Raw genomic sequence first — 23062 nt, forward strand, 5'->3', positions numbered from 1 at the left:
AAAAGCACCGAACTTGCCAGCCCGTTCCCATCCCAACGCCTCTTGTCCATGCGCAACTACTTGTACATCCTCGGGCTCGCCCTGCTCGCGGGCGCGGCCCACGCCCAGGCCCCCGCGGCCACTCCGGCCGCTACCGCCCAAGCAACCCCAGCCGCCGCCCGCGCGCTGCCGCTGTCGCCCCGGCAGCTATACCCCGGCCTGTTCGAGGCCGTGCAGCTCGGGCACGTGTACCGCGACGGCAAAACGTTTGTCGATGCGCTGCCCAAGGCCCCGGTGGCCACCATCGTGGCCGCCTACGCGCAGCAGCACCAGAAGCCCGGCTTCGACCTGAAAGCCTTCACCGACACCTACTTCCAGGCCCCGGTGGCGGGCACGGACATCTACCGCAGCGACGTGGCCGCGGGCCTGCGCGCCCACCTCGACACGCTGTGGACGGTGCTACAACGCCGGCCCGACGCCGCGGCCGTGACCCCGGGCTCGTCGCTGCTGCCGCTGCCGCACCCGTACCTGGTGCCCGGCGGGCGCTTCCGGGAGGTGTACTACTGGGATTCGTACTTCACCATGCTGGGCCTGGTGGACGCCCACCGCGTGGGCCTGGTGCGCGACATGGTGGACAATTTTGCTTACCTCATCGGGCGCTACGGCTTCATCCCGAACGGCAACCGCACCTACTACCTCACCCGCTCGCAGCCGCCGTTCTTCGCCCAAATGGTGGAGCTGTTGGCCACCGCCCAGGGCGACACCGTGCGCCGCCGCTACCAGGGGGCCCTGCTGGGCGAGTACGCCTACTGGATGGCCGGCGCCGATGCCGTGCGCGCCGGCACCGCCGCCGGCCCGGTGGTGCGCCTGCCCGGCGGGCCCTGCTGAACCGCTACTGGGACGCCAGCACCGAGCCCCGCGAAGAATCGTACGCCGAAGACGTGGCCGCCGCCAAGCTGAGCCGCCAGGCCCCGGCCGCGTTCTACCGCAACATCCGGGCAGCGGCCGCCTCGGGCTGGGATTTCAGCAGCCGCTGGTTTGGGCCCGATAATACGCTGGGTTCCATCCAAACCACCGATTTGGTGGCCGTTGATTTGAACTGCCTGCTCTACGGACTGGAGCAAACCATTGTCCGTGGCTACCGCCAGCAGGGCAACGCCGCGCAGGCCGCCGCCTTCGAGCAGAAGGCCACCCGCCGCGCCCAGGCCCTGCTGCAATACTGCTGGGACCCCGCCACCGGCTGGTTCCTCGACTACAACTGGCGCACCGGGCGGCGCTCGGCCCGCCCCACGCTGGCGGGCGTGTTCCCGCTGGCCCTGGGCTTGGCCCGCCCCGCCCAGGCCAAGCTGGTAGCAGCCGGTCTGGAGCGCGACTTCCTCAAGCCCGGCGGCCTCGTGACCACGCCCCTGCGCACCGGCCAGCAGTGGGACGCGCCCAACGCCTGGGCCCCCTTGCAGTGGATGGCCATCAGCGGGTTGCGCCAGTACAACCAGCCCGCCCTGGCCCGCACCGTGGCCCTGCGCTGGAGCGCCCTGAACGCGCGCGTGTTCACCCAAACCGGTAAGCTGCTGGAGAAATACAACGTGCTGGACGTGAACACCGCGGCCGGCGGCGGCGAGTACCCGCTGCAAGACGGCTTCGGCTGGACCAACGGCACGCTGCTCTGGCTTCTGAACCGCTACCCCGAAGCCGGTAAGCCGCTGTAGGTTTTAGTTGTTACCGGGTTGATGTAAGTGGCGAAGCCCGTACCACCAAGCTGATCTTGGTGGTACGGGCTTCGCCACTTACATCAACCCGACAATGAATAACTGATAACGAATAGGTTAGGCGGCAGTGGGAAGGATGTCGTCGTCGTCGAGCACGATGGGCTCCATGCGCGGCACCAGCGTAAACATCAGCACCCAGGCCACCAGGTAGGCCCCGCCGCAAATCAGAAACATGATGAAGTAGGCCTTGTCGAGCTGGCCGATGGCCTCGTAGTGCACAAACATGCGCTTCTGCACCAGGGCCGTGAGGGCAATGCCGCCCAGGCCCCCGGCCATGCCGCCAATGCCCGTGACGGAGGCCACCGCCCGCTTCGGAAACATGTCCGACACGGTGGTGAAGATGTTGGCGCTCCAGGCCTGGTGAGCCGCCGCGGCAATGCCAATCACGCCTACGGCCAGCCACATATTGGTTTCGCCCAAATACTGCGCAAATACAATCGGGAACACGCAGAAGGCAATGAGGAGCATGGCCGACTTGCGGGCCTGAAACGCGGGCAGGCCGCGCTTGATAAAGCCCAGCGGCAGGTAGCCGCCGCCCACGCTGCCCAGGCTCGAAAGCAAGTACACGGCCGCCACCGGCAGGGCAATGCCCGTGCCCGTGAGGTGGTACTGCTTGCCCAAAAAGTCGGGCAACCAGAACAGGTAGAACCACCAGATGGGGTCGGTGATGAACTTGCCAATCACGAACGCCCAGGTTTGGCGGAAGCCCAGCAGGCGGCCCCACGAGGCCTTGGGTTTCTCCTCCACCACACCCTCGGCGGGCAGGCCGGTGGGAATGTCGGCGTTGATGTAATCGAACTCGGCTTTGCTGAGCTTGGAGTGAGTGGCCGGCGTCTCGTAGTGCTTGTTCCACAGCAGCAGCCACACGAAGCCCAGGGCCCCGGTGATGACGAACGCCCACTGCCAGCCGATGGTGACGGCGATGAGCGGCACGGTGAGCGGGGCAATGATGGCCCCCACGTTCGAGCCCGAGTTGAAGATGCCCGTGGCCAGGGCCCGCTCGCGCTGCGGAAACCACTCGGCCGTGGTTTTGATGGCCGCCGGGAAGTTGCCGGCCTCCGTAATGCCCAGAAACGCCCGCGCCACCCCGAAGCCCAACGTGCTGCTAACCAGCGCGTGGCCCATGGCCGCCAGGCTCCACAGAGCCGTCGAGAGGGCATAGCCTTTCTTGGTGCCCAGCTTGTCGATGATGCGGCCCGCGCCCACCATGCCCACTGCGTAGGCCAGCTTAAAGGCAATTTCGATGTTGGCGTAGTCGCCCGCATTCCAGCTGAACGCCTTCTCCAGGTAAGGCTTCAGCAGCGAGATAACCGCCCGGTCGAGGTAGTTGATCGTGGTGGCAAAAAACACCAACGAACAAATGGTCCAGCGGTAGCGGCCAATGCCGGGGGCGGCGGCCACGGGTGGGGGCGGTGAGCTGCGAAGGGCGGGATTCATGGGCGGAAGGTCATTTAACAGTTAGCATTTAATATTTAGCAGTAATTAACGGGCAATAAATCAGGGTTTTGACCGCCAGCTACCGGTTTGTTAAATGGTAATTGTTAATTGTTAAATGAGGAAAGAAACTGCATGAGCGGGGCCACGTGCCCGGTAATCGTGGCCGGGTCGGCCGCACCCTTAAAGAGCTGCGAGCCAATGCCCACCGCATTCACGCCGGCCCCGAACCACTCGCTCAGGCTCGCGGTGGTGGGCTCCACGCCACCGGTCACCATCAGCGGCACCTGGGGCATGGGGCCCCGCAGCGCGCGCACGTAGTCGGGCCCCACGAGGTTGCCGGGGAAGATTTTGACCAGGCCCGCGCCGAGCTGCTGGGCGGCGTAGATTTCATTGGGCGTGAGGGCCCCCGGCACCCAGGCCACGCCGTGGGCGCGGCAGGTACCGGCTACCTCGGCCGTGGTTACGGGCTGTACCACGAAGGCAGCCCCGGCCCCGATGAAGCGCTCGGCATCGGCCGCGGTGTAGATGGTGCCGATGCCGAGGATTAGCTCGGGCAATTCGGTGGTGAGTTTGGCTAGTTCCTGGAAAACCTCGAAGGCCTGGAGGCCCCGGTTGGTGAACTCAAACACCCGCACGCCGCCCGCGTAGCAGGCCCGCACCACGTCCTGGGCGTGGGCCGCGTCAGCGTGGTAAAAAACGGGAACCAGCGGCGCTTGCAGCGTGCGGGCCACCACATCGGCGGCAGAGAATTGGGGCATGGGCCTTGGCAAAGGATAAACGATTGTGCGAAGATGACCTAATCCGGGGCCCGGTCCTAGAAAAAACGCCGGGAACGTTTGCGGTAGCCGGCCTCCTACGGGCCCCTAACCATCAGCGCAACAGCCGCCCGGTGGTGTTGCCCGCCACAATGTGCTCCACCTCCGCCGCCGATACCAGGTTAATGTCGCCGGCGATGGTGTGCTTCAGCGCCGAAGCTGCCGTGGCGAAAGCCAGGGCCCGCGCCGGGTCGGCGGGGTGCACCGTGGTGCCGTAGATGAAGCCGGAGATGAACGAGTCGCCCCCACCGATGCGGTCGATGACCGGCGCGATGTCGTAAGGCGCTGTTTCGTAGTACTCGCCGCCCTGGTACAGCAGCCCCCGGATGCGCTCGTGCGAGGCGCTCTGGGTCTCGCGCTTGGTGGCGATGACCTGCTTGATTCGAGGGAAGCGCGCGATGAGCTGTTCGGCCATCGACACAAAGGAATTAGAGGCCCCGGCGGCGGGCTGGATGCCGAACAGGTCCTCAGCGTCGCCCTCGGTGCACACCACTAGGTCGCAGCCGGCCACTAGGGGCGGCATCACGTCCTGCGCCCGCTGGCCGTATTGCCACAGGTTGCGGCGGTAGTTCACGTCGGCCGACACGGTGAGGCCGCGGCGGCGGGCTTCGGCAATGGCCTCGCCGCAGGCCTGCGCCGTGCTGGCCGAAATAGCCGGCGTGATGCCTGTCCAGTGCAGCCAGCGGGCGTTGTCCAAAATTTTAGCCCAATCAAACGCCGCCGGGTTGAGGTGGGCGAAGGATGATTCGGCCCGGTCGTACACGATGCGGCTGGGGCGCAGCGAAGCCCCCACTTCCAGAAAGTACAGGCCCAGCCGCCCGTTTTCGCTGAACACGCAGTGCTGCATGTCCACGCCGTAGCGCTGGAAGTGCTCGGCTGCGGCGTGGCCCAGCGGATTGGCGGGGAAGCAGCCGGCGTGCGCGGCGGGCTGGCCCAGCTGCACCAGGGCGGCGGCCACGTTGGCGTCGCCGCCGCCATAAGTCACGGCCAGGGCCGGGGCCTGGGTCAGCCGCTCGTGGTTCGGCGGCGAGAGCCGCATCATGATTTCGCCGAACGTCACGATTTGCTTCATACTTGATAATTAGATTGTTGGGGATTGAATTATTGGTAGTTGGGCGGCGCAAGCGTGTACCACCAAGCTGTGCTTGGCCTCGCGTATGCTGCCCGTGGGGGCCCTGGGGCGAGGCCAAGCACAGCTTGGCGGTACACGCTCGCGCCGCTTAACTGCCGGCAAATATGGGTTAAGCGTGCGCCTGCTCCGCCACGGGCTGCGCCGCCGGGGCCCCTTGCTCGAAGCCAAAGTACGCCTTGGCGTTGCGGTAGCTCACGTTTTCCACCACTTCGCCCAGCCAGGGCATGATTTCGGCGGGTAGCTCGCCATTCGCTACGTCGTTGCCCAGCAGGTTGCACAGGATGCGGCGGAAGTACTCGTGGCGCGGGTAGCTCAGGAAGCTGCGCGAATCGGTGAGCATGCCCACGAAGCGGCTCAGCAAGCCCATGTTGCTCAGGGCATTGAGCTGCTTTTCCATGCCATCTTTCTGGTCCAGGAACCACCAGCCGGAGCCGAACTGCACCTTGCCGGCCACCGAGCCGTCGTTGAAGTTGCCAATCATCGTGGCAATCAGCTCGTTGTCGGCGGGGTTGAGGTTATAGATGATGGTCTTGGCCAGCCGGTCCTGGCTGTCGAGCCGGTCGAGGAAGCGCGAGAGGGCCCGGCCCTGGCCAAAGTCGCCGATGGAGTCCCAGCCCGTGTCGGGGCCCAGCTGGCGCAGGGCGCGCGAGTTGTTGTTGCGCAGGGCCCCCAGGTGGAACTGCTGCGTCCACCCTTTCTCCCAGTCCAACTCGGCCAGGAAAATCAGCATCGCCGACTTCAACTGGTTGATTTCGAACGTGTCCAGCTCGTAGCCGCCGCGCGCTTTGGCAAAGGCCGCCGCGGCTTCGCCCTCGGTGTAGTCGGCGGCGTAGAGGTGCTCCAGGCCGTGGTCCGACAGGCGGCAGCCGTGGGCGGCGAAGTAGTCGTGGCGCTGGCGCAGGGCCCCCAGCAGGTCGGCGTAGGTGTGGATTTCGACGCCCGCCGCCGCGCCCAGCCGGTCGAGGTACTGGTTGTAGTCGGCCGCTTCCGGCGTCATGGCCTTGTCGGGGCGGAAGGTGGGCAGGATGCGCGTGGCCAGGCTGCTAGCGGCCAGGGCCCGGTGGTGTTCGAGCGCGTCGGCGGGGTCGTCGGTGGTGCACACGGTTTCCACGCGCATTTTGGCTAGCAGGCTTTGCACCGAAAATTCGGGCGTGCGCAGCTGGGCATTGCAGGCGTCGTAGATGCGGCGGGCGCTGTTTTTATCGAGCAGCTCGGTGATGCCGAAGTAGCGCTGCAACTCCAGGTGCGCCCAGTGGTACAAGGGATTACGCACGGTGAAGGGCACCGTTTCAGCCCACTTCTCAAACTTCTCCCAGTCCGAGGCGTCGCCCGTGATGAAGCGCTCGTTCACGCCGTTGGCCCGCATGGCGCGCCACTTGTAGTGGTCGCCGTAGAGCCACACCTGCGTCAGGTTGTCGAACTGCCGGTCCTGGGCAATCTGGTCGGGCGGCAGGTGGCAGTGGTAGTCGATGATGGGCTGCGTAGCGGCGTGCTGGTGGTAGAGCTGGCGCGCCGCGTCGGTTTGCAGCAGGAAATCGTCGTTCAAAAAGGGCTTCATAAGGTCAGTTATTAATTAGCAGTTATCAATTAACAGTGAGCAGTGAACCGGGCCCCCAGGCCGTCATGCCCATCTGGCGCCCGCGCAGCCGAAGCATCCCTACCGCTTCGTTAAATCAATTGGATTACTTGTGCAGTAGAGATGCTTCGCTCGCGGACGCCAAATGGGCATGAGGCCTGGGGATTGCCTGTATCTGTATGTTGTAGAGGCTACAAAGAAACGCCCCGCTTCCACGGGATGAAATCCTCCTGGCCGTGGCGCACGGCGCTGACCTCGGTTTCGCCGCTAGCCACGCGCACCAGGTAGTCGAGGATACGCTCGCCGGCCTGCTCGATGGTTTCCTCGCCGTCGATGACGGTGCCGGTGTTCAGGTCGATGATGTCGGGCATGCGCAGGGCCAGCTTGGTGTTGGAGCTGACCTTGACGACGGGGGCCACGGGGTTGCCGGTGGGCGTGCCCAGGCCAGTGGTGAACACCACAATGTTGGCGCCCGAGCCCACCTCGGCGGTGGTGCTTTCCACGTCGTTGCCGGGTGTGCAGAGCAGGTTCAGGCCGGGCTGCGTCACCAGTTCGGGGTAGTCGAGCACGGCCACCACCGGCGACGAGCCCCCCTTACGGGCCGCCCCGGCCGACTTCATGGCGTCGGTAATCAGCCCGTCGCGGATGTTGCCCGGCGAGGGGTTCATGTCGAAGCCCGAGCCCACGGCCACGGCGCTATCACTGTAGGCTTTCATCAGCGAGGTGAAGCGGTGGGCCGTTTCGGGCGTCACCGAGCGGTTCACGATTTCCTGCTCCACGCCGCACAGCTCCGGGAATTCGGCCAGGATGACGGAGGCCCCGAGGGCCACCAGCACGTCGGAGGCGTGGCCCAGCGCGGGGTTGGCCGAAATGCCCGAAAAGCCGTCCGAGCCGCCGCACTCCAGGCCCAGCGTGAGCTTGCTGAGGGGCGCGGGCTGGCGGCGCTGGCCGTTGGCCTGCATCAGGCCCACGAAGGTTTGGCGCAGGGCCTGGCTCACCAGCGTTTCCTCGGTGCCCAGCTGCTGCTGCTCCAGCACGAAGAGGGGCTTGCTAAAATTGGGGTCGCGCTTGGCGATTTCGGCTTGCAGCATGGCCACTTGCGCGTTCTGGCAGCCCAGGCTGAGTACGGTGGCGCCGGCCACGTTGGGGTGCGTGATGTAGCCGGCCAGCAGGCCGCACAGCGTCTGCGCATCTTGCCGGATGCCGCCGCAGCCGCCCTCGTGGGTCAGGAAGTGCACGCCGTCCACGTTCGGGAACAGGCGCGGCTTGGGGGCCCCGTTCAGGGCCCCGGCCAGGTCGGCCTGCAAGATTTCCTCCACCGACTTGCCGGCCTGCATCAGCTCGATCAGGGCCTGGGTTTGGGGCTGGTAGCTCTTGCGGCGGCCGTAGCCCAGGTCGTCTACCAAGGCCTCTTGCAGCACCTGAATGTTGCGGTTCTCGCAGAACACCAGCGGCACCACCAGCCAGTGGTTGGCGGTGCCCACACGCCCGTCGGCCCGGTGGAAGCCCTGGAAAGTGCGCCCCTGCCAGTGCGTTACGTCGGGGGCCGCCCAGGGGGCCCGGGTCTGGCCTTCCTCGTAGGTGTCGGTGGCGTGCTGGATGTTGGCGGTGGTGAGCAGGCCGCCGGCGGGCACGGCCTGGCGCATGCGGCCCACCAGCACGCCGTACATGGTCACGGCGTCGCCGGGGGCCAGCGGGTGCATGGCCAGCTTGTGCTTGGCCGGAATGGCGGCCGTGGTGGTCACGGTGAAGCCGCCGGCCGTCACGGGCGTGCCGATGGGTAGGTCCGTAAGGGCCACCAGCACGTTATCGGCAGGATGGATTCTCGCAACCAGGTGTTTCATAACGAATTGAGCGAGCTAGAATAATAAACCAGGAAGGCTGCTGAGCGTCGGATGTACGTATTTGCTACGTATCAGCCCGCCGCAAAGGTGCCCCCGGGGCCCCAGAGTGCCCAGGGCCGCCGGGCAAAAAGGCCAACCCCGGAGCGGTTTATCGGGTATTGTAAAACGGATTGGCACTTCTTTTAACGTGCGCACGGCAACGGAGTGCCACGCCGTTTTACAAGGCTGGCGCGGGCACGGCGCGGCCCAGCAGGGCCCCCACGGCGGCCGGGGCCCCGTGCGTCAACAGCAGGGCCAGGTGCTGGGTTACGGCGGCCGTGAAGCCGGGCAGGGCCCCCAGGTCTTGGCCCCACAGCGACACGTTGGCCAACGCGCTGGCAGTGAGCATGTGCACGGGCAGGCGCTGCCACAAATCGGCGAAGTAGCCGGCTTGCTCGTCGTTGATGGGGTAGGGGGTGCCGTCGGGCAGGCGGCCGTGCCAGGTGCCTTTTTCGTCCTGCGTTTCGCCCCGCATAAATAGCAGGTACGCCGCCCAGCCCAGGGCCACGTACTGCGGCACGGCCCCGAACTGCCGGCTGTAGTGCACCAGCGTGGGCACCACGCGCAGTTGAAGCTTGGCGCTGTAGTTCAGGGTGATGGCCAGCCAGCGGTGCTCCACGGCGGGGTTTTGGAAGCGGTCGAGTACTTGCAGGCCAAAGCGCTGGCCCACTTTTTCGTCGATGGGGTAGGGGATGCCGGGCAGCAGGTCGGCCAGCATCAGGTTTTGGACGAACGAGGCCATGTTGCGGTCATCCATCGCCGCGCGCACCGTGCCAAAGCCGGCCAGCACCGCCAGCCCGCAGCTCAGTGTGTGCGTACCGTTGAGCAGGCGCAGTTTCAGTTCCCGAAACAGCGTGATGTCGGGTTGAATGAAAATACCGGGGTCGGCGGGTGCGAAGCTCAGCACCTGCCGCACCCGCTCGCCGCCCTCGATGGCCCACAGGCGGTAGGCCTCGGCGCTGATGAGCAGCTCGTCGGCGTAGCCCAGCTCGGCATGCAGCGCGGCCAGGGCCCCGGGGGCCGGCGCGCCGGGCACAATGCGGTCCACCAGCGAGTTGCAGCAGTCGTTGGCCGTGTCCAGCCAGTGCAGGAAATCGGGCCCCAGGGCCTGGCGCTCGGCCAGGGTGCGCAAAATGGCGCGCAGCTTGGTGCCGTTTTCGGGCACCAGCTCGGTGGGCACGATGACCAACCCCTTATCCGGGGCCCCCTCGAAGGCTTGGAACCGGGCCCACAGCACGGCCAGCAGCTTGCCCGGGAACGAGCGCGGCGGTGCGGCGTGAATGTCTTCGCCGTCAAGTAGTTCAAGGCCTACTTCGGTGGTGTTGGAGATGACCACTTGCAAATCGGGGTTGCTGGCGAAGGCCAGTACCCCGGCCCATTCGCTGCGGGCCGACAGCACCCGGCTGATGGCGGCGCACACCACGTTCTCGGCCACGGCCTGGCCGTCTTCCATGCCCCGCACGCACACCGTGTACAGGCCCCCCTGGCGGGCAAAGGCGCCAGCGTCGCCCCCATCGGTGGACTTCACGACCACCACGCGGCCGTTGAACAGGCCCTGGCGGTTGGCCTTGTCGATGAAAAAATCGGGCAGTCCGCGCAGCAGCACGCCCGTGCCGAATTGTAGTACTTTTTCGGGGAGGCTGAGCAGGGCCGGATCGGGCAGTGCTACGGCGGCGCTGGCGGCGCCGGTCCGCAACAGGTCGGGCGTTAGAATAGGCATCATCGGAAATTAGAATAAAGCGCCGGCTACTGGCCGGTGGGGTTTGGCTTGTTTTTGCTGCCACTTGGGGTAGTCCTGGGCCAGGAGCTTTGCGGGCCAGGTGCCGGCCGCGCCCCCGGCAACTGCCCCAAGCTAGGGCAAGGCAATATTACCCCCGGTTGGGGGCCCATAAACCGCAAAAGCCCCACCGGGCCCTATTTATTCGCGCAAACGTTTCTAGCAAGGTTTCCTAAACGGTCAGGTTTGAGTTAAAATATTTCTACGTTGCTCCCAAAACGAAAAGCCCCGCTGAATAACGGCAGCACCTCAATTAAACGGTGATGCCAAACCTCAGCGCTGGAGGTGCTTTCGCAGCTATTTAGGAAGTCTGAAAATTCAAAATTGACCGCCATGCAGCGCGCAGCGCAGCATGACGTGTTGCCGAAGCCCTAAATGAAGCTTCTTAACTTATTTCTTGATGGCCGCGAGCCGGGCTGGGAAGGCCGATTCGCCGGTTAGGTTTTGCAGCACGAGGCCCGTTACGCCGTGGCTTTCCAGGGCGTGGCCATAGTAGGTGGGGCGGTTGGGGCCCCAGCGCACCGAGCTGTTGCGCACGGTGATGTTGGTGGCGGTGTCGAAGTAGAAGCCCGCCGTTTGGCCCGGCACGAGGCCCGCGGCTTGGCTGGGCCGCCGGTCGTACACGCCGCCGGCAATGGGCGTGGTTTTGTTGAGTTGCACGTCTACCTGGTCGAAGTAGATGCCCGCCACCCTATCGGCCGTTTCGCCGCTCACGTAGATGCCGTTCTCGCTCTGGCACTTCACGTTGCTGAAAAAAATGTTCGTTACCGCGCCCACTTTGCCCTCGGTTTGGCCCGGGGGAAAACGCCAGCCGGCGTCCTTGTTGTTGCCGGGGGCCCGGCGGTAGGCCGTCACGTAAATGGGCTCGGCCTTGCCCCACCACACGTCGGAAAACAGGTGCGACTCGACAAGGAGGTTGGAAAACAGCACGTTGTCCACGGTGCCTTCGTCGCGGTTCTGGATGCCCACGCCCCGGTTGCTGGCCCTCACGATGCAATTGTCGAACACCACGTGGCCGATGCGGTCCACGTTTTCGGAGCCGATTTTGATGGCGCAGGAGCGCGAGGTCATCGTGCAGCCCGTGACGGTGATGTTCTCGCAGGGCCCAAACTCAACGTACTCGCGCCGGTTTTTCAGGCAGATGCAGTCGTCGCCCGATTCGATGTAGCAGTTGGCGATGCGCACGTTCTTGCTGTGGTCCAGGTCGATGCCGTCGCTGTTGCGCACTTTCAGGCTGTTGAGCAGGGTAATGTCGGAAATGGCCACGTCGTCGCAGCCCACCAGGTGCAGCGTCCAGTAGGCCGAGTTGCGGATGTGCAGATCGCGGATGCGCAGCCCTTTCACGCCCACCAGCGTCAGCAGGTGCGGGCGCGGGTCGGTGCCCACAAAGGGCTTCAGCTCGTAGGAGTCGTCCAGCTCCGCGCCCATGAAGGAAACGCCGTTGCCGTCGAGCGTGCCGCCGCCGCACAGTGTGACATACTCCAGGTTTTCGCCCCCGATCCAAATAGTGCCCTCGCCCCGGTTGGCCCGGAAGGCGCTTTTCTGGTATACCCGCGGGTCGGGGTTGGCCCGCACCGTGGCCCCGGTTTCCACGCAAAACTCCACGCGCGACTTCAAATCAAACGGCCCGGCCAGAAACGTGCCGCCCGCCGGCACCAGCACGCGCCCGCCGCCGGCCGCCGCGCACGCGTCGATGGCCCGCTGCAAAGCCCCAGCGTCGTCCGTTTTGCCGTCGCCCAGGGCCCCAAAGTCGCGGACATTGAAGGGCCCCCGCGCTGGAGCCACCGCCGCCGGTGAAAGGCTGGCAGCGGTGCCGGTGCTGGTGGTGGGCTGCTCGACCCGGCAGGCCAGCAGGCCCCAGGCCAGGCTAAGGCACAAGAGAAGAACGGATAGACGCATTAAAGAAGAATTTGGAGCCTGTTTGAAGAGCGGAAGGTAATGGCAAATAGTATTGTCATGCTGAGCGCAGCCGAAGCATCTCTCCACCAGCAGTAATCATGAGTAGTGGTGCAGCAGAGATGCTTTGACTCCGCTCAGCATGACCGTCTGATAACTTCCTGAACAGCCATTTATATCAGTTAGCGGAGAGGCCCGAGGGCCAGCTTTGCTTTTCGCTCGCCCACTTTTTGGCGGGCGCGGCTTGCAGGTCCAGCTCCAGTTTGCCGCCCTGCATCAGGTCGGCGTGGCGGAGGAAGTTGCGGGCGTAGGGCCGGCCATTCCAGCGCACGGCGGCAATGTACTGGGCCCCGGGGCTGGCGCGGTGGCTGATGATTTCCAGGCGCTTGCCGGCTGGCAATTGCACGCTGGTGCGCGCAAACAGCGGCGCGCACAGCAGGTACTCGCCCGAAACCGGGTCGAGCGGGTAGAAGCCCAGGGCCGCAAACACGTACCAGGCCGACATCTGCCCGGCGTCGTCGTTGCCGCTCAGGCCGCCGGGGCCGTCGCTGTACTCCTCGGCCAAAATGCGGCGCACCTGCTGCTGGGTTTTCCAGGGCGCGGCGGTGTAGTTGTACATGAACGGGATTTGGTGGCCGGGCTCGTTGCCGTGCCAGTACTCGTTTTTGGTGAACAGGGTGTCGAGGGCCGCTTCCAGCCGGGCGGGGCCCCCCATCAGCCGGGCCAGGCCGGGCACGTCTTGCGGCACGTAGAACGTGTACTGGCGCGGCGTGCCTTCGGTGATGTACGGCTCGCGCACGTCGGGCCGGAACGGGGCCCCCCAGCGGCCGTCGGCGTGGCGGCCCCGCACCAGGCCCACGGTCGGGTCGAACACCCGGCGGTAGCCCTGGGCGCGCTTGGTTAGGGTGTCATAATCGGCGGTTTTGCCCAGGCCCTTAGCTACTTGCGCCAGGGCGTAGTCGTCGTAGCCGTATTCAAGGGTGCGGCTCACCTGCTCCTTTTTGTGGAAGGCTTCCTGCACGCTGTCCTCCAGCGGCACGAAGCCGTAGCGCAGGTAGGAGGGCAGGGCCCGGCGGCCCTTGCCGTTGGCGTAGTCGGCGGGGCCGGCCTGGTCGAAGGCGTTCTGGCGCATGAGGCGGTAGGCCGCCGGCACATCGTAGCCGCGGATGCCCTTGGCGTAGGCCGAGGCAATGAACGCTGTGCCGTGGTCGCCAATCATGGCCGAGGTGTAGCTGTTCCAGCACGGGAAAATCGGCAGCCAGCCGCCCTGCTGGCCTTTCAAAATGAGAGAGTTCACCAGGTCATTCACCAGTGCCGGCCGCAGTATTTCATAGAGCGGCAGCTCGGCCCGGTAGATGTCCCACATCGAAAAATCGTCGTAGTAATTGCCTTTTGGCAGCTTCTTATTCTGGTAGTTGCCGGCAAATACTGGGTAGGTACCGTCCACATCGTTGAACAGCCGGGGCTGCTGCATGGTGTGGTACATAGCGGTGTAGAAGATGCGCTTATCCCGCTCCAGCGCGGTTTCCACTTGAATCTGGCCCAGGGCTTTTTGCCAGACGGCCTTGTTCTGCGCCAACAGCGCGGCAAAGTCCCAGCCCGGCACCTCGGCCGCCAGGTTGCGCCGGGCCCCTTCCAGGCTGCTGAACGAGGTGCCCACGCGCAGGCGCAGCGTCTCGCCCTTGGCCACCTTAAAACCCAGAAACGCGCCCAGGTCCTTCTGGTCCTTCAGGCTTAGGGCCCCCGAAGCGCGCCCGCCGCTGAACGTGCCGCCCCGGGCCCCGCGCCGCTCCAGCTGCACCACAAAGTAGCCGCTGAAGCCCGCCGGCTGCCCCCAGCCCTGGTAAATGCGGTGCGCCGGGTTGTAGCCCCACACCTCGCCCTTCGCCGCATTCACCTGCACGAAGCCCTGGCCCTGGTCGCTATTGGGCGCGACGAGCACGTACAAGCTATCCGCCTGCTCAGCAGTGAATTGCAGCATGGCGCAGCGCGGGGTCGCCGTCATCTCGGCCCGCAGCCGGTACTTCGGCAGGCTGACTTGGTAATAAGCTGGCGTGGCCGTTTCGGTGCGGTGCGAAAAGCCAGCGGCGTAGGCCGCCGCCTGGGTCCGCAGCCGGCCCGTGATGGGCATAATTGTAACGCTGCCGTAGTCCTGGGTGCAGGAGCCGCTGAGCCAGTGGCTGGCCCGGAAGCCGGTCAGCAGCGAGTCGCGGAAGTAGTAGGGGGCCTGGCATTTGGTTTCCGAGGGCCGGGTTTGGGGCGTCCACTGCGTCATGCCGAAGGGCGTGCCCACGGCCGGGATGGTGTTGGCCAGGTGCTCGGTGCCCTCGCCGTGCTTGAGGGCCCCCAGGGTGGTGCTGGCGGCCGTGCCGGCCAGTGGCTGCACGTAGCGCACCAGGTCGGGCGCCTGGGCCACGGCGGCTGGTAGGGGCCCCAGCAGGCCAAGGCAGAGTAGGAGGGTAGGGGCTTTCAGGGAGGGTAGGAAATTTATTGTTCAGGCAGTGAGGCAACACGGTGAACGACTTTGCACTACAGCGGCCGCTTCGCCTTGGCCGCGACCACCAGCAGCGCCTGCTGCTTGCTCATCGGCGTCATCAGCTAGCCCCGTTGCATCTGCAAGGCTACTACCGACAGCGCCGGCGCGCTTGATACAGCCACGTCTTGCAAAGTCAGCTTTTGCTATTGTCGAATATGAAAGCCGGTTGGTGGCCGGCGCTCTTATAGTAACGCCTACGTTTTTTAGCTGATTTTAAAAGCGTAGGCGATGGACTGGGTGCCCTGCGCCGGCAGCACCACGCGGAGGCCCTGCGCCGTGCGCTCAAACTTCAGCGGCTGGCCGTGGCCTAGCAGCTCCACCCGGCTCACTTCCTGGGGGTGGTGCGGGCTGCCCGCCGCCAACGACTTGATGAGTAACTGGCCGTCGGTGGGCCAGCCCAGGGCCGTGGCGTACAGCACCGGGCCCTTGGTAGCAAAGCGAATGTCTTGAGCCCCAAAGGCTTTGCCCTTGCCTTCGTTGAAGCCCTGGGCGCTGAGCGGCGCAGTGGCTTCCTGGGCCGGGCCCTCGCCAAATAGCTTCCAGGGGCGGGTGCCAAAGATGCTCTCGCCGTTGGTATGCATCCAGGCGGCAATGCCTTCGACAATGGCGCGCTCCTGGTCGTCGATGGTGCCGTCGCCGCGCACGGGCACGCTCAGCAGCAGGTTGCCGTTTTTGCTCACCACGTCAATCAGGGTGTGCACCACGGTTTGGGCGCTTTTGTAGCCGTGCTTATCGTAGATGCGGCGGTCGTAGTGCCAGCTGCCGAGGCAAGTATCCGTTTGCCAGGGCAGGGGCTCAATCTTGTTGCTTTGGCCGCGCTCAATGTCCCAGACCATGCACTGGCGCTGCTGCTCGTTTAGAATTTTCCCGTACACCACCGCCTCTAGCTTGCCGCCGTGGCGCGCCATGCTGGTGTTGTACATGTGGGCGGCAATGCGCAGCCCCGCATCGCTAATGGGCCAGAGCGGCAGCGCCGTATCGTCGAAATACACCAAGTCGGGCTGGTACTTATCGAGCAGCTCGATGGTGCGGTTGTAGAACTTCTCGCAGTACGCTTTCGGCGGCACGGTCACGCCTTTTTCCCAGTCCCACTGTATTTTGCCTTCGAGGCTGCCCTCGCCCAGCGGGTGGTTTTGGGCGTAAAGGTCCTGCGGGTTGTAGCCCTGCCACCAAGTGCCTTTGCCAGCCGCGGCCAGCGTATTGCCATCGTAGGGCACCCCGGCTAGGGGCCCCGTTTTGTCGGCGCGCTGGGCCGTTTCGTACCAGCTCCAGGCGTGGGAAGCGTGCACGCTCACCCCGAAGCGCAAGCCTTGCTTTTTCGCCGCCTTGGCCCAGCCGCCGATGAGGTCTTTCTTGGGCCCCAGGCGGGTTGAGTTCCAGGGTTGGTGCGTGCTATCAAATAGGTCGAAGTTGTCGTGGTGGTTGGCCAGCGCCATGAAGTACTGCGCCCCTGCCCGCTTGTACAGGGCCAGCAACTCATCGGGCTGCCAGTTCTCGGCCTTCCATTGGTTGATAACGTCCTTGAAGCCAAACTTCGACGGGTGCCCGTACTTCTGCACGTGGTACTTGTAGTTGTCGCTGCCCTCCTCGTACATGCCGCGGGCGTACCAGTCGCCGTGCTCGGCCTGGCACTGGGGCCCCCAGTGCGCCCAGATGCCAAACTTGGCATCCCGAAACCACTCGGGCGCGCGGTATTGCTGCAACGACTCCCAAGTGGGCTGAAACTTGCCCGGAACGGAGGTGTTGGAGTCAAAAAATGGCCGAAACTTGCCCAGCGCCTGGGTTGCCAAGGCTGCTGGCACTACGGAGGCCAGGCCTTTTACGATGGAGCGTCGGTTCATGGTAGCGAATAAAAGGGGGGTAGGAAGGTAGCGGGGCCCGTGCAAATAAGTCCGGTCCGGGCCAATCATTTGCTGGGGGTCTTCCTCTTTGCACAACCGGTGCGACGACTTCAGTCCAGAAGGAGGGGCAGTACAGCGAAACGGCCGCCCCTCCCCCGGCGGTTGCCTGCTGGGGAGGGCGCGGCCGCCTGCCTGTTCTATGTATTAAGGCAACGAAGCTGCTGCTCAGTAGCCCGGGTTTTGTGGGAAGTCGCCGCGGTTCAAGTCAATCTGGGTTTGGGGGATGGGACGCAGCAGGTTGGTGGGTTTCAATCGGTTGAATTTAGCCAGCTCCTTATTGTAAAGATTGCCGCGCTCCAGCAGCTTGCCCGTGCGCTTCAGCTCGTACCAGCGCAGCTCTTCGCCAAACAGCTCGCGGGCGCGTTCGTCCAGGATATTGTCGATGGTGATGCTGGTGGCCTTCAACTCGTCTTTGTAGGTGCGGTTGGTGGCGGGGTTGGTGCCGGGCTTGCCGGCCCGGGTCCGGATCACGTTGTAGTACTGCACCGCCTTGGCCATGTCACCGGCCTTCAAATACGCCTCCGACGCAATGAGGTAGGTTTCAGCCAAACGGAACACGTAGGTGTCGCGAACGCCCTTGTTGTCGTCGCTGTAGGGCACGTTCACTTCCCGGAACTTCTTGGCAAAGGGCAGCGAGCGGGGCGAAAAGCTGGTCTTGGTCTCGTACTCGTCGAAGTTGTACACGTAGTACTTCTTGGTAGCCTTGCGGGCCGCCGAAAAAGGCACGTCGGGGAAGTAGATCACCGTATCTCCTAATGCGAAGCCCGCCGTCGCTATTTGGGCATAAATGGCCGTCGCAAAAGTGCCCTGGTAGCGCGAATCGCGCGTTTTGTCAAACAGGGTGTACAGGTACGAAGTAGGCGCAATGTAGAGATTCGACTTGTTGTAGTAGGCGCTCCGACCAATGGCCGGATACGTCTGAAACTCCATGTTGAACTGGTTCTGGAGGCCGTTGCCCGTGATTAACGCGCCGGGGTTGTTGATGTAGGAGTAACGGTTGCTCTCGACGTTCGGATTGTACTGCACCGAGAAAATAACCTCCGGGTTTACCTGGAAGCCGGCGTTGCTGGGGTCGAAGAGGCTCGCAAAGTTGCTGCTCAGCGCGTAGGTGCCCGAGCTGATAAGCGCCTCGGCGAGCTGGCCCGCCTTGGTGAAGTCGGCCTGGCCAGCGCCGTAGCTCTTGTAGCCGCGGGTCAGGTATACTTTGGATAAGAGGTGCTGGGCCATGCCCTTCGTCACGCGGCCAAAGTCGGGGGTGGTAGCCGGTAAGGCATCCGTGGCCTCGGTCAGGTCCTTGATAATCTGGGCGTACACGTCCTTCTCCGCCGCGCGGGTAAAGCCAAACGAAGGCTGCGTCGAAGGCGCCAGCACCAGGGGTACGTCGCCAAACGTTTCGGTCAGCAGGAAGTAGTGGTAGGCCCGCAGCGCCTTGGCTTCGGCCACGCGGGTGGCCACCGTTGCTACGTCCAGGCCCGCTACCTGCGTCGACCAGAAGAGCGTCGTGTTCGTCAACTGAATGGCGTAGTAGGCCTCTTTCCAGTACGAATCGAGGTCGTAGTTGCTCGAATTCAGGTTGTTGTCGTAGCTGTTGAAGGCATCGGTCGTGCCCACGTTCGTCGCCGTAAAGATATCGGTGCCCAGGAAAAACATGCCCGAGTAGGCGAGCAGGGGCCGCAGGGGCGCGTAATTCGATTTCACCAGGTCCTGGAAGCCTTGGGGGGTGCCGTAGTAGGTTTCGGCAGTGAGGCCGCCCAGGTTTTCTTCGGTCAAGTAGTCCTTGCAGCCGGTTAGGGCCAGCAGGGCCAGAAAGCCCGTTGCGCACAGGCCGTTGATGTAGCGTTTCATAAAGTAAGAGTGGGCTTGTAGAAGGTTAGGTTACAGCGACACATTCACCCCAAAGAGGAAGGTGCGGGTCCGGAAGCTTTGCTGCCCGTAGGTGTTCAGGCTAGCCGTTTCGGGGTCCCAGCCCACGTAGTCGGTGAAGATGAAGGGGTTGTAAGCCGTTGCGTACAGCCGTAGCCCGCCCACGCCAAAGCGGCCCGACATGGCCTTCGGCACGTTGTAGCCGAGGGTAATGTTGCTGATTTTGGTGTAGGAAGCATCGGTGTAGCCCGAAGCCCGCCGGCGGTTGCCGTCCTGCTCAATGGCGGCGTTGGCCCACTCATTGGTCGGGTTGGTTGGGGTCCAGTAGGAGCGGTTGAAGGAGTTGAAGCGGGCACGGCCCTGGTCGCCAAACTCGTGCGCCGACAGAAACTGGTTGTATTCCGTCACGCCCTGGCGGGTGTACACGGTCACGTTCAAGTCAAAGTTGGCGAAGTTGACGGTGTTGGAAATGCCCCCAAACCACTTGGGCGAGTTGTTGCCCAGCACCACCCGGTCGTCGCTGCTAATCTTGCCGTCGCCGTTGGTATCCTGCAATTTCCACTGGCCGGGCTTCTGCCCGTACTCGGCGGCCTTCACCGCTTCGTCGGTCTGCCACACGCCAATCACTTTGTAGTCGTAGTACGACCGCACGTTCTGGCCGATAAACCAGCTGTTGCCCACGTCGTCTTTGCCGTCGCCGTAGAGGTCCAGAATCTCGTTGTGGTTGTGGGCAAAGTTGATGTTCGTTTTCCAGGTGAACTTACTGTTGGTTACGTTCACCGTGTTCAGGTTCAGCTCGACACCTTCGTTGCGCACCCGGCCCACGTTGGAGAGCACCGAGTTGAAGCCGTTGCCAGCCGGAATTTGCTGCACCAGAATGGAGCCGCGCGACGTCTTGTTGTAGTAGTCCGCATCAAGCGAAATCCGGCCCTTGAAGAGCGAGATTTCCAGGCCGGCGTTGTACTCGCGGGTTTTCTCCCAGGTCAGGTTTTTGTTGCCCAGGCCCGAGGGCGAAAAGCCATTGGCCGTCACGCCGTTGAAGTCGTAGTACGAGGGCGTCACCGTTACCTGCGTGGCGTAGGGGTTCAAGCCCAGCGGGTTGTTGCTCGAAATAGCCGCGTTGCCCGATTCGCCGTAGCTCACCCGCGCCTTCAGCAGGTTCAAGAATTCGTACTGCTTGAAGAAATCTTCGTCGCTGGCTACCCAGGCAAAGCCTGCCGATGGGAAGAAGTCCCACTTCTTGCCTTCGGCCAGGATGGAGTTGCCATCGTAGCGGCCGGTCAACGTCACCAAGTACCGGTTGTGGAACGAGTAGTTGGCCCGCGCCAGGTACGACATGGTCGTTTGCTTGGCGTAGTTGCTAGTGGCAACGGTAGAAGGGGGGGTAGTGGTGCCCCCAATGGTCACGGCCGTAGTCGTGCCCAGGTTGTACCACAGCGACCTGTAAGGCAGGCCCGAAACGTTGGTGGAACTGGCGTCGTTCTGGTAATAGTTGGCCGTGGTGCCCGCTAAAATACTGAGGCTGTGGGGCCCAAATTCCTTGGCGTAGCTCAGGAAGTTCTCCTGGTCGTAGTTGAAGACGTGGTACGTGTCGTAGCTGGCACTGCTGGGCTGGGTGCCGGCCCGCGATTTGGTATAGGTGTCCAAGTACGAGCCGCCCCGCTGGTACGTGATATCGGTGGTGAAAGTGGACCGGAACTTCAGGTCCTTCAGGATCATCCACTCGCCATACACGTTCGGCAGGAGGCGGATGTACTGCGTGCGCCGAACTTCATTGCGGAAGTCGAAGAGCGGGTTGGTAACCTGCGCCTCGGTTTCGAAGGCGATAAAACGCTCGCTGCCGTCTTCGTTGTAGGCGCTGCCGGTGGGCCGCAGGCGGTGGGCGCTCCGAAACGCTTCGAAGCCGCCGGGCTTGTTGTCTACGAAGGCCGCGTAGGTCGAGGCCCCAAATTTGAACTTGTCGCTGAGCGTTTTATCAACGCCGATTTTCAGGGTGTACTTCTTCAGGTCGGCTACTTTCTCGGCGCCCTGGTAGTCCTGGTAGCCGAGCGACAAGAAGGTGTTGGTTTTGCCATCGCCGCCGTTAAGCGAAAGCAGGTGGCTGGTTTGCAGGCCGCGCTGCTTGATGAGGTCTATCCAGTTGGTGAAGCTATTGTTCTTGATGTTGCGCAGTTCTGTAGCCGAAAATATCTTTTCATCGGTGGCCACCACATCCGGGTCCTGGCCTTGATCGATGGCGCGGGTGCGGCTGTATTCGCGGGTGTAGGCCGCAAATTCTGCCCCGTTCATCATGGGTGGCAGGTTGTAGGCTTCCACAAAGCCCGCGTAGCCGTCGTAGGTGATGCGCGCGCCGCCGGCCGAGCCCTTCTTCGTCGTCACAATTACGACCCCGTTTGCGCCGCGCGAGCCGTAAATGGCCGTCGAAGAGGCATCCTTCAGCACGTCGATGCGCTCAATATCAGCCGGGTTGATGTCGTTGATGTTCGACACCGGAATACCATCCAGCACGTACAGCGGTTGGGTGTTGCCGCCAATGGAGTTGGCGCCCCGAATCTCGATAGTCAGGTCGGCGCCGGGCTTGCCCGAGGAGCGTTTTACGTCTACCCCCGACAGGCGGCCTTGCAACGCCTCTTGGGCGTTGGGTGCCTTGGAATTCACAATCTCCTTGCTTTCGAGCGACACCACGGTGCCGGTCAGGTCGCGCTTTTTCTGGGTGCCGTAGCCCACCACCACCACCTCATCCAGCGACTTGGCATCGGCCTTCAGGACAACCTTGATATCCAGGTTGTTGCTGATCGGTACTTCTATGGTTTGGTAGCCGACGAAGGATACAATAAGAACCCCCTTCGCGGTGGGCAGCGCGAGCGAGAAATTACCGCTCATGTCGGTGGTCGTGCCGTTGGTAGTGCCCTTCAGTAGCACCGTGGCCCCGGGCAGGCTCTCGCCTTTTTCGTCGGTCACTTTGCCGGTAATCGTTACCGTTGGGGCCCCCAGCGCAGGGCTGCCGCCGGCAACGCGTGGGGCCCCAAGCCGCCCGCCGGGGCCGCGACCTTGGCCTGTGCCGGGAAGTTGAGGCAGCAGAGCGCGGCCGCTAAGCTATTGCCTGCTAGTAAGCGCGTAAAGGTTGTCCGCATACACAAAAAGGGTATAAAAAGTGAGCAATTAGGCCCACGAAATACATACCCTAGCGCGGCAGTAGATGCTATTGACAACGCTATATCTGCGCAAACGCTTGCGTAATCTGGTACAAACGTTTTGGTCACTGGAGGTCCTCTCCAGGCCAATTAATTCGCCTTTTCGCCCTGTTTCCGAAGATGAAGCGTTGATTAACAAAGTGAAACGCCCGCAGTAAACTTTGCCCCCGGGGCCCCGCATTTGCCCACCTGCACTACCCAACAAAGGTCGTCGAATTGCGGATGGTGAGTACGGATGGCAGCACGACATTTTCGGCCACCAGGGTGCTTTTCGGGTTTCGCAGGGCTTTGAGCAGTAGCGTCGCGGCGGTCTTACCCATCTCGAAAGCAGGCTGGCTGATGGTGGTCAGCGAAGGATTAAGAATAGCCGCCGAGCGCGCATTGTAGAAGCTGACCACTTTCACGTCGTGCGGGATGCGCAAGTGCAGGGCAGCGCACGCTTGGTAGGCACTCTCAGTCAGCATCTCGACGGTGGAAATGATGCCGTCGATGCCGGGGCGAGCTTCCAGGGTGTTCTTCACTAACTCGCAGTTGGCTTCCGGGTCCTGGCCGCAGTCGATGACGTCGTCGCGCTGTGAGATGCCGTGCTCGGCCAGGGCCCGGCGGTAGCCTTCGATGCGCTGCCGGCTGATGGAAAGGTGCCGCGAAATGGAAAGCAGTACCAAAGTGGTGCACTGGCGCTCGAGCAGGTGACAGGTGCCCTGGTAGGTGCTTTCGGCGTCATTGGTCGTCACCCGCGCCGTGTCGATGTCGTCGGCCGCGCGGTCGAAAAATACCACCGGCACACCCTGCGCCCGCAGGGCCTGGATGTGCGCCGTGGAGGTGGTTTCGGCCGATACCGACATTACCACGCCATCCACCCGGCCGCTCTGGAAGGCGTGCAGAATTTCCTGCTCCAGCTGCAGCCGCTCGTGGGTGAGGTAAATGAGTACGTGGTACCCCCGGGCCTGGGCCACGGCCTCGATTCCGTTGATGGCCAGCGCGAAGTAGCTATCGAAAACTTCCGGGATGACGACGGCAATGGTTTTGCTGCGGCGGCTCCCCAGGCTGCTGGCGTGGGCATTGGGCTGGTAGTTGAGCTTTTTGGCCAGCTCCAGCACGCGCTGCTTGGTTTCCGCGCCAATCTGGTAGCTGTCCTGCAAGGCCCGGGAAATGGTGGACGTGGACAACTTTAGCTCTTCGGCTAAGCGCTTAATATTGACTTTGTCCATTGGGGAAGACAAGCGGGGCCGGGTGAGAAAAGGCCGTCGCGCAGGGGGCGGGTTGGCGTGAATAAAGCTACGGTTTTCCGGGGCCAGGCAGTAAAG

The 23062-nt window shown here is 63.5% G+C and carries 14 protein-coding genes; 2 read left to right on the forward strand and 12 right to left on the reverse strand.

The window, feature by feature from the left end; all coding sequences use genetic code 11:
- Positions 1 to 48 precede the first annotated feature (48 nt).
- Positions 49 to 867 carry a trehalase family glycosidase gene (locus BEN49_RS30335; protein ID WP_094123217.1) on the forward strand — a complete coding sequence of 273 codons (819 nt, stop codon included), beginning with the start codon at positions 49 to 51 and terminating at the stop codon, positions 865 to 867.
- The gene (locus tag BEN49_RS30340) at positions 864 to 1685 is read left to right on the forward strand and encodes a trehalase family glycosidase (RefSeq protein ID WP_262490253.1); all 822 of its coding nucleotides are present in this window, start codon (positions 864 to 866) and stop codon (positions 1683 to 1685) included. Before BEN49_RS30335 ends, BEN49_RS30340 begins: the two co-directional genes overlap by 4 nt.
- Positions 1686 to 1802: 117 nt before the next feature.
- Here BEN49_RS30340 and BEN49_RS23840 read toward each other — a convergent pair whose 3' ends face one another.
- The 12 genes from BEN49_RS23840 to BEN49_RS23895 all read right to left on the reverse strand — a co-directional run bounded on the left by BEN49_RS23840 (position 1803) and on the right by BEN49_RS23895 (position 22966).
- Positions 1803 to 3182, reverse strand: coding sequence for an MFS transporter (locus BEN49_RS23840; protein ID WP_070747293.1), 1380 nt, complete (start codon positions 3180 to 3182; stop codon positions 1803 to 1805).
- Positions 3183 to 3286: 104 nt separating this feature from the next.
- Positions 3287 to 3940 (reverse strand): beta/alpha barrel domain-containing protein, encoded by a 654-nt coding sequence (locus tag BEN49_RS23845; RefSeq protein ID WP_070747295.1) that lies wholly within the window; start codon positions 3938 to 3940, stop codon positions 3287 to 3289.
- 112 nt (positions 3941 to 4052) lie between these two features.
- Entirely contained in the window at positions 4053 to 5069 is a 1017-nt protein-coding gene (locus BEN49_RS23850) for a sugar kinase (protein WP_070747297.1), read from the reverse strand.
- A 169-nt stretch (positions 5070 to 5238) separates the two neighbouring features.
- Positions 5239 to 6687, reverse strand: a complete 1449-nt coding sequence (uxaC, locus tag BEN49_RS23855) for a glucuronate isomerase (protein ID WP_070747299.1) — start codon at positions 6685 to 6687, stop codon at positions 5239 to 5241.
- A gap of 209 nt (positions 6688 to 6896) precedes the next feature.
- Positions 6897 to 8549, reverse strand: coding sequence for a UxaA family hydrolase (locus BEN49_RS23860; protein ID WP_070747300.1), 1653 nt, complete (start codon positions 8547 to 8549; stop codon positions 6897 to 6899).
- A gap of 217 nt (positions 8550 to 8766) precedes the next feature.
- On the reverse strand, positions 8767 to 10311 hold the full coding sequence (locus tag BEN49_RS23865; RefSeq protein WP_239692085.1) for a tagaturonate reductase: 1545 nt from the start codon (positions 10309 to 10311) through the stop codon (positions 8767 to 8769).
- A 444-nt stretch (positions 10312 to 10755) separates the two neighbouring features.
- Positions 10756 to 12264, reverse strand: a complete 1509-nt coding sequence (locus BEN49_RS23870) for a glycoside hydrolase family 28 protein (protein ID WP_083326431.1) — start codon at positions 12262 to 12264, stop codon at positions 10756 to 10758.
- A 175-nt stretch (positions 12265 to 12439) separates the two neighbouring features.
- Entirely contained in the window at positions 12440 to 14677 is a 2238-nt protein-coding gene (locus tag BEN49_RS23875) for a GH92 family glycosyl hydrolase (RefSeq protein WP_204376196.1), read from the reverse strand.
- 323 nt (positions 14678 to 15000) lie between these two features.
- Positions 15001 to 16638: an alpha-L-fucosidase gene (locus BEN49_RS23880; protein WP_070747304.1), complete on the reverse strand. Its 1638-nt coding sequence runs from the start codon at positions 16636 to 16638 to the stop codon at positions 15001 to 15003.
- Between the two features lie 225 nt (positions 16639 to 16863).
- Positions 16864 to 18543: a RagB/SusD family nutrient uptake outer membrane protein gene (locus BEN49_RS23885; protein WP_070747306.1), complete on the reverse strand. Its 1680-nt coding sequence runs from the start codon at positions 18541 to 18543 to the stop codon at positions 16864 to 16866.
- Between the two features lie 30 nt (positions 18544 to 18573).
- The gene (locus tag BEN49_RS23890) at positions 18574 to 21642 is read right to left on the reverse strand and encodes a SusC/RagA family TonB-linked outer membrane protein (RefSeq protein ID WP_083326433.1); all 3069 of its coding nucleotides are present in this window, start codon (positions 21640 to 21642) and stop codon (positions 18574 to 18576) included.
- A gap of 307 nt (positions 21643 to 21949) precedes the next feature.
- A complete protein-coding gene (locus tag BEN49_RS23895) occupies positions 21950 to 22966 on the reverse strand; it encodes a LacI family DNA-binding transcriptional regulator (protein WP_070747310.1) in 1017 nt (338 codons plus the stop codon).
- Positions 22967 to 23062 lie beyond the last annotated feature (96 nt).

The organism is Hymenobacter coccineus (genome assembly GCF_001816125.1).
GTDB lineage: Bacteria > Bacteroidota > Bacteroidia > Cytophagales > Hymenobacteraceae > Hymenobacter > Hymenobacter coccineus.

Coding starts and splice junctions, on each gene's coding strand:
- BEN49_RS30335 (WP_094123217.1), top strand. CDS start 49: ATGCGCAACTACTTGTACATCCTCGGGCTCGCCCTGCTCGCGGGCGCG.
- BEN49_RS23840 (WP_070747293.1), bottom strand. CDS start 3,182: ATGAATCCCGCCCTTCGCAGCTCACCGCCCCCACCCGTGGCCGCCGCC.
- BEN49_RS23845 (WP_070747295.1), bottom strand. CDS start 3,940: ATGCCCCAATTCTCTGCCGCCGATGTGGTGGCCCGCACGCTGCAAGCG.
- BEN49_RS23850 (WP_070747297.1), bottom strand. CDS start 5,069: ATGAAGCAAATCGTGACGTTCGGCGAAATCATGATGCGGCTCTCGCCG.
- uxaC (WP_070747299.1), bottom strand. CDS start 6,687: ATGAAGCCCTTTTTGAACGACGATTTCCTGCTGCAAACCGACGCGGCG.
- BEN49_RS23860 (WP_070747300.1), bottom strand. CDS start 8,549: ATGAAACACCTGGTTGCGAGAATCCATCCTGCCGATAACGTGCTGGTG.
- BEN49_RS23865 (WP_239692085.1), bottom strand. CDS start 10,311: ATGATGCCTATTCTAACGCCCGACCTGTTGCGGACCGGCGCCGCCAGC.
- BEN49_RS23870 (WP_083326431.1), bottom strand. CDS start 12,264: ATGCGTCTATCCGTTCTTCTCTTGTGCCTTAGCCTGGCCTGGGGCCTG.
- BEN49_RS23880 (WP_070747304.1), bottom strand. CDS start 16,638: ATGAACCGACGCTCCATCGTAAAAGGCCTGGCCTCCGTAGTGCCAGCA.
- BEN49_RS23885 (WP_070747306.1), bottom strand. CDS start 18,543: ATGAAACGCTACATCAACGGCCTGTGCGCAACGGGCTTTCTGGCCCTG.
- BEN49_RS23895 (WP_070747310.1), bottom strand. CDS start 22,966: ATGGACAAAGTCAATATTAAGCGCTTAGCCGAAGAGCTAAAGTTGTCC.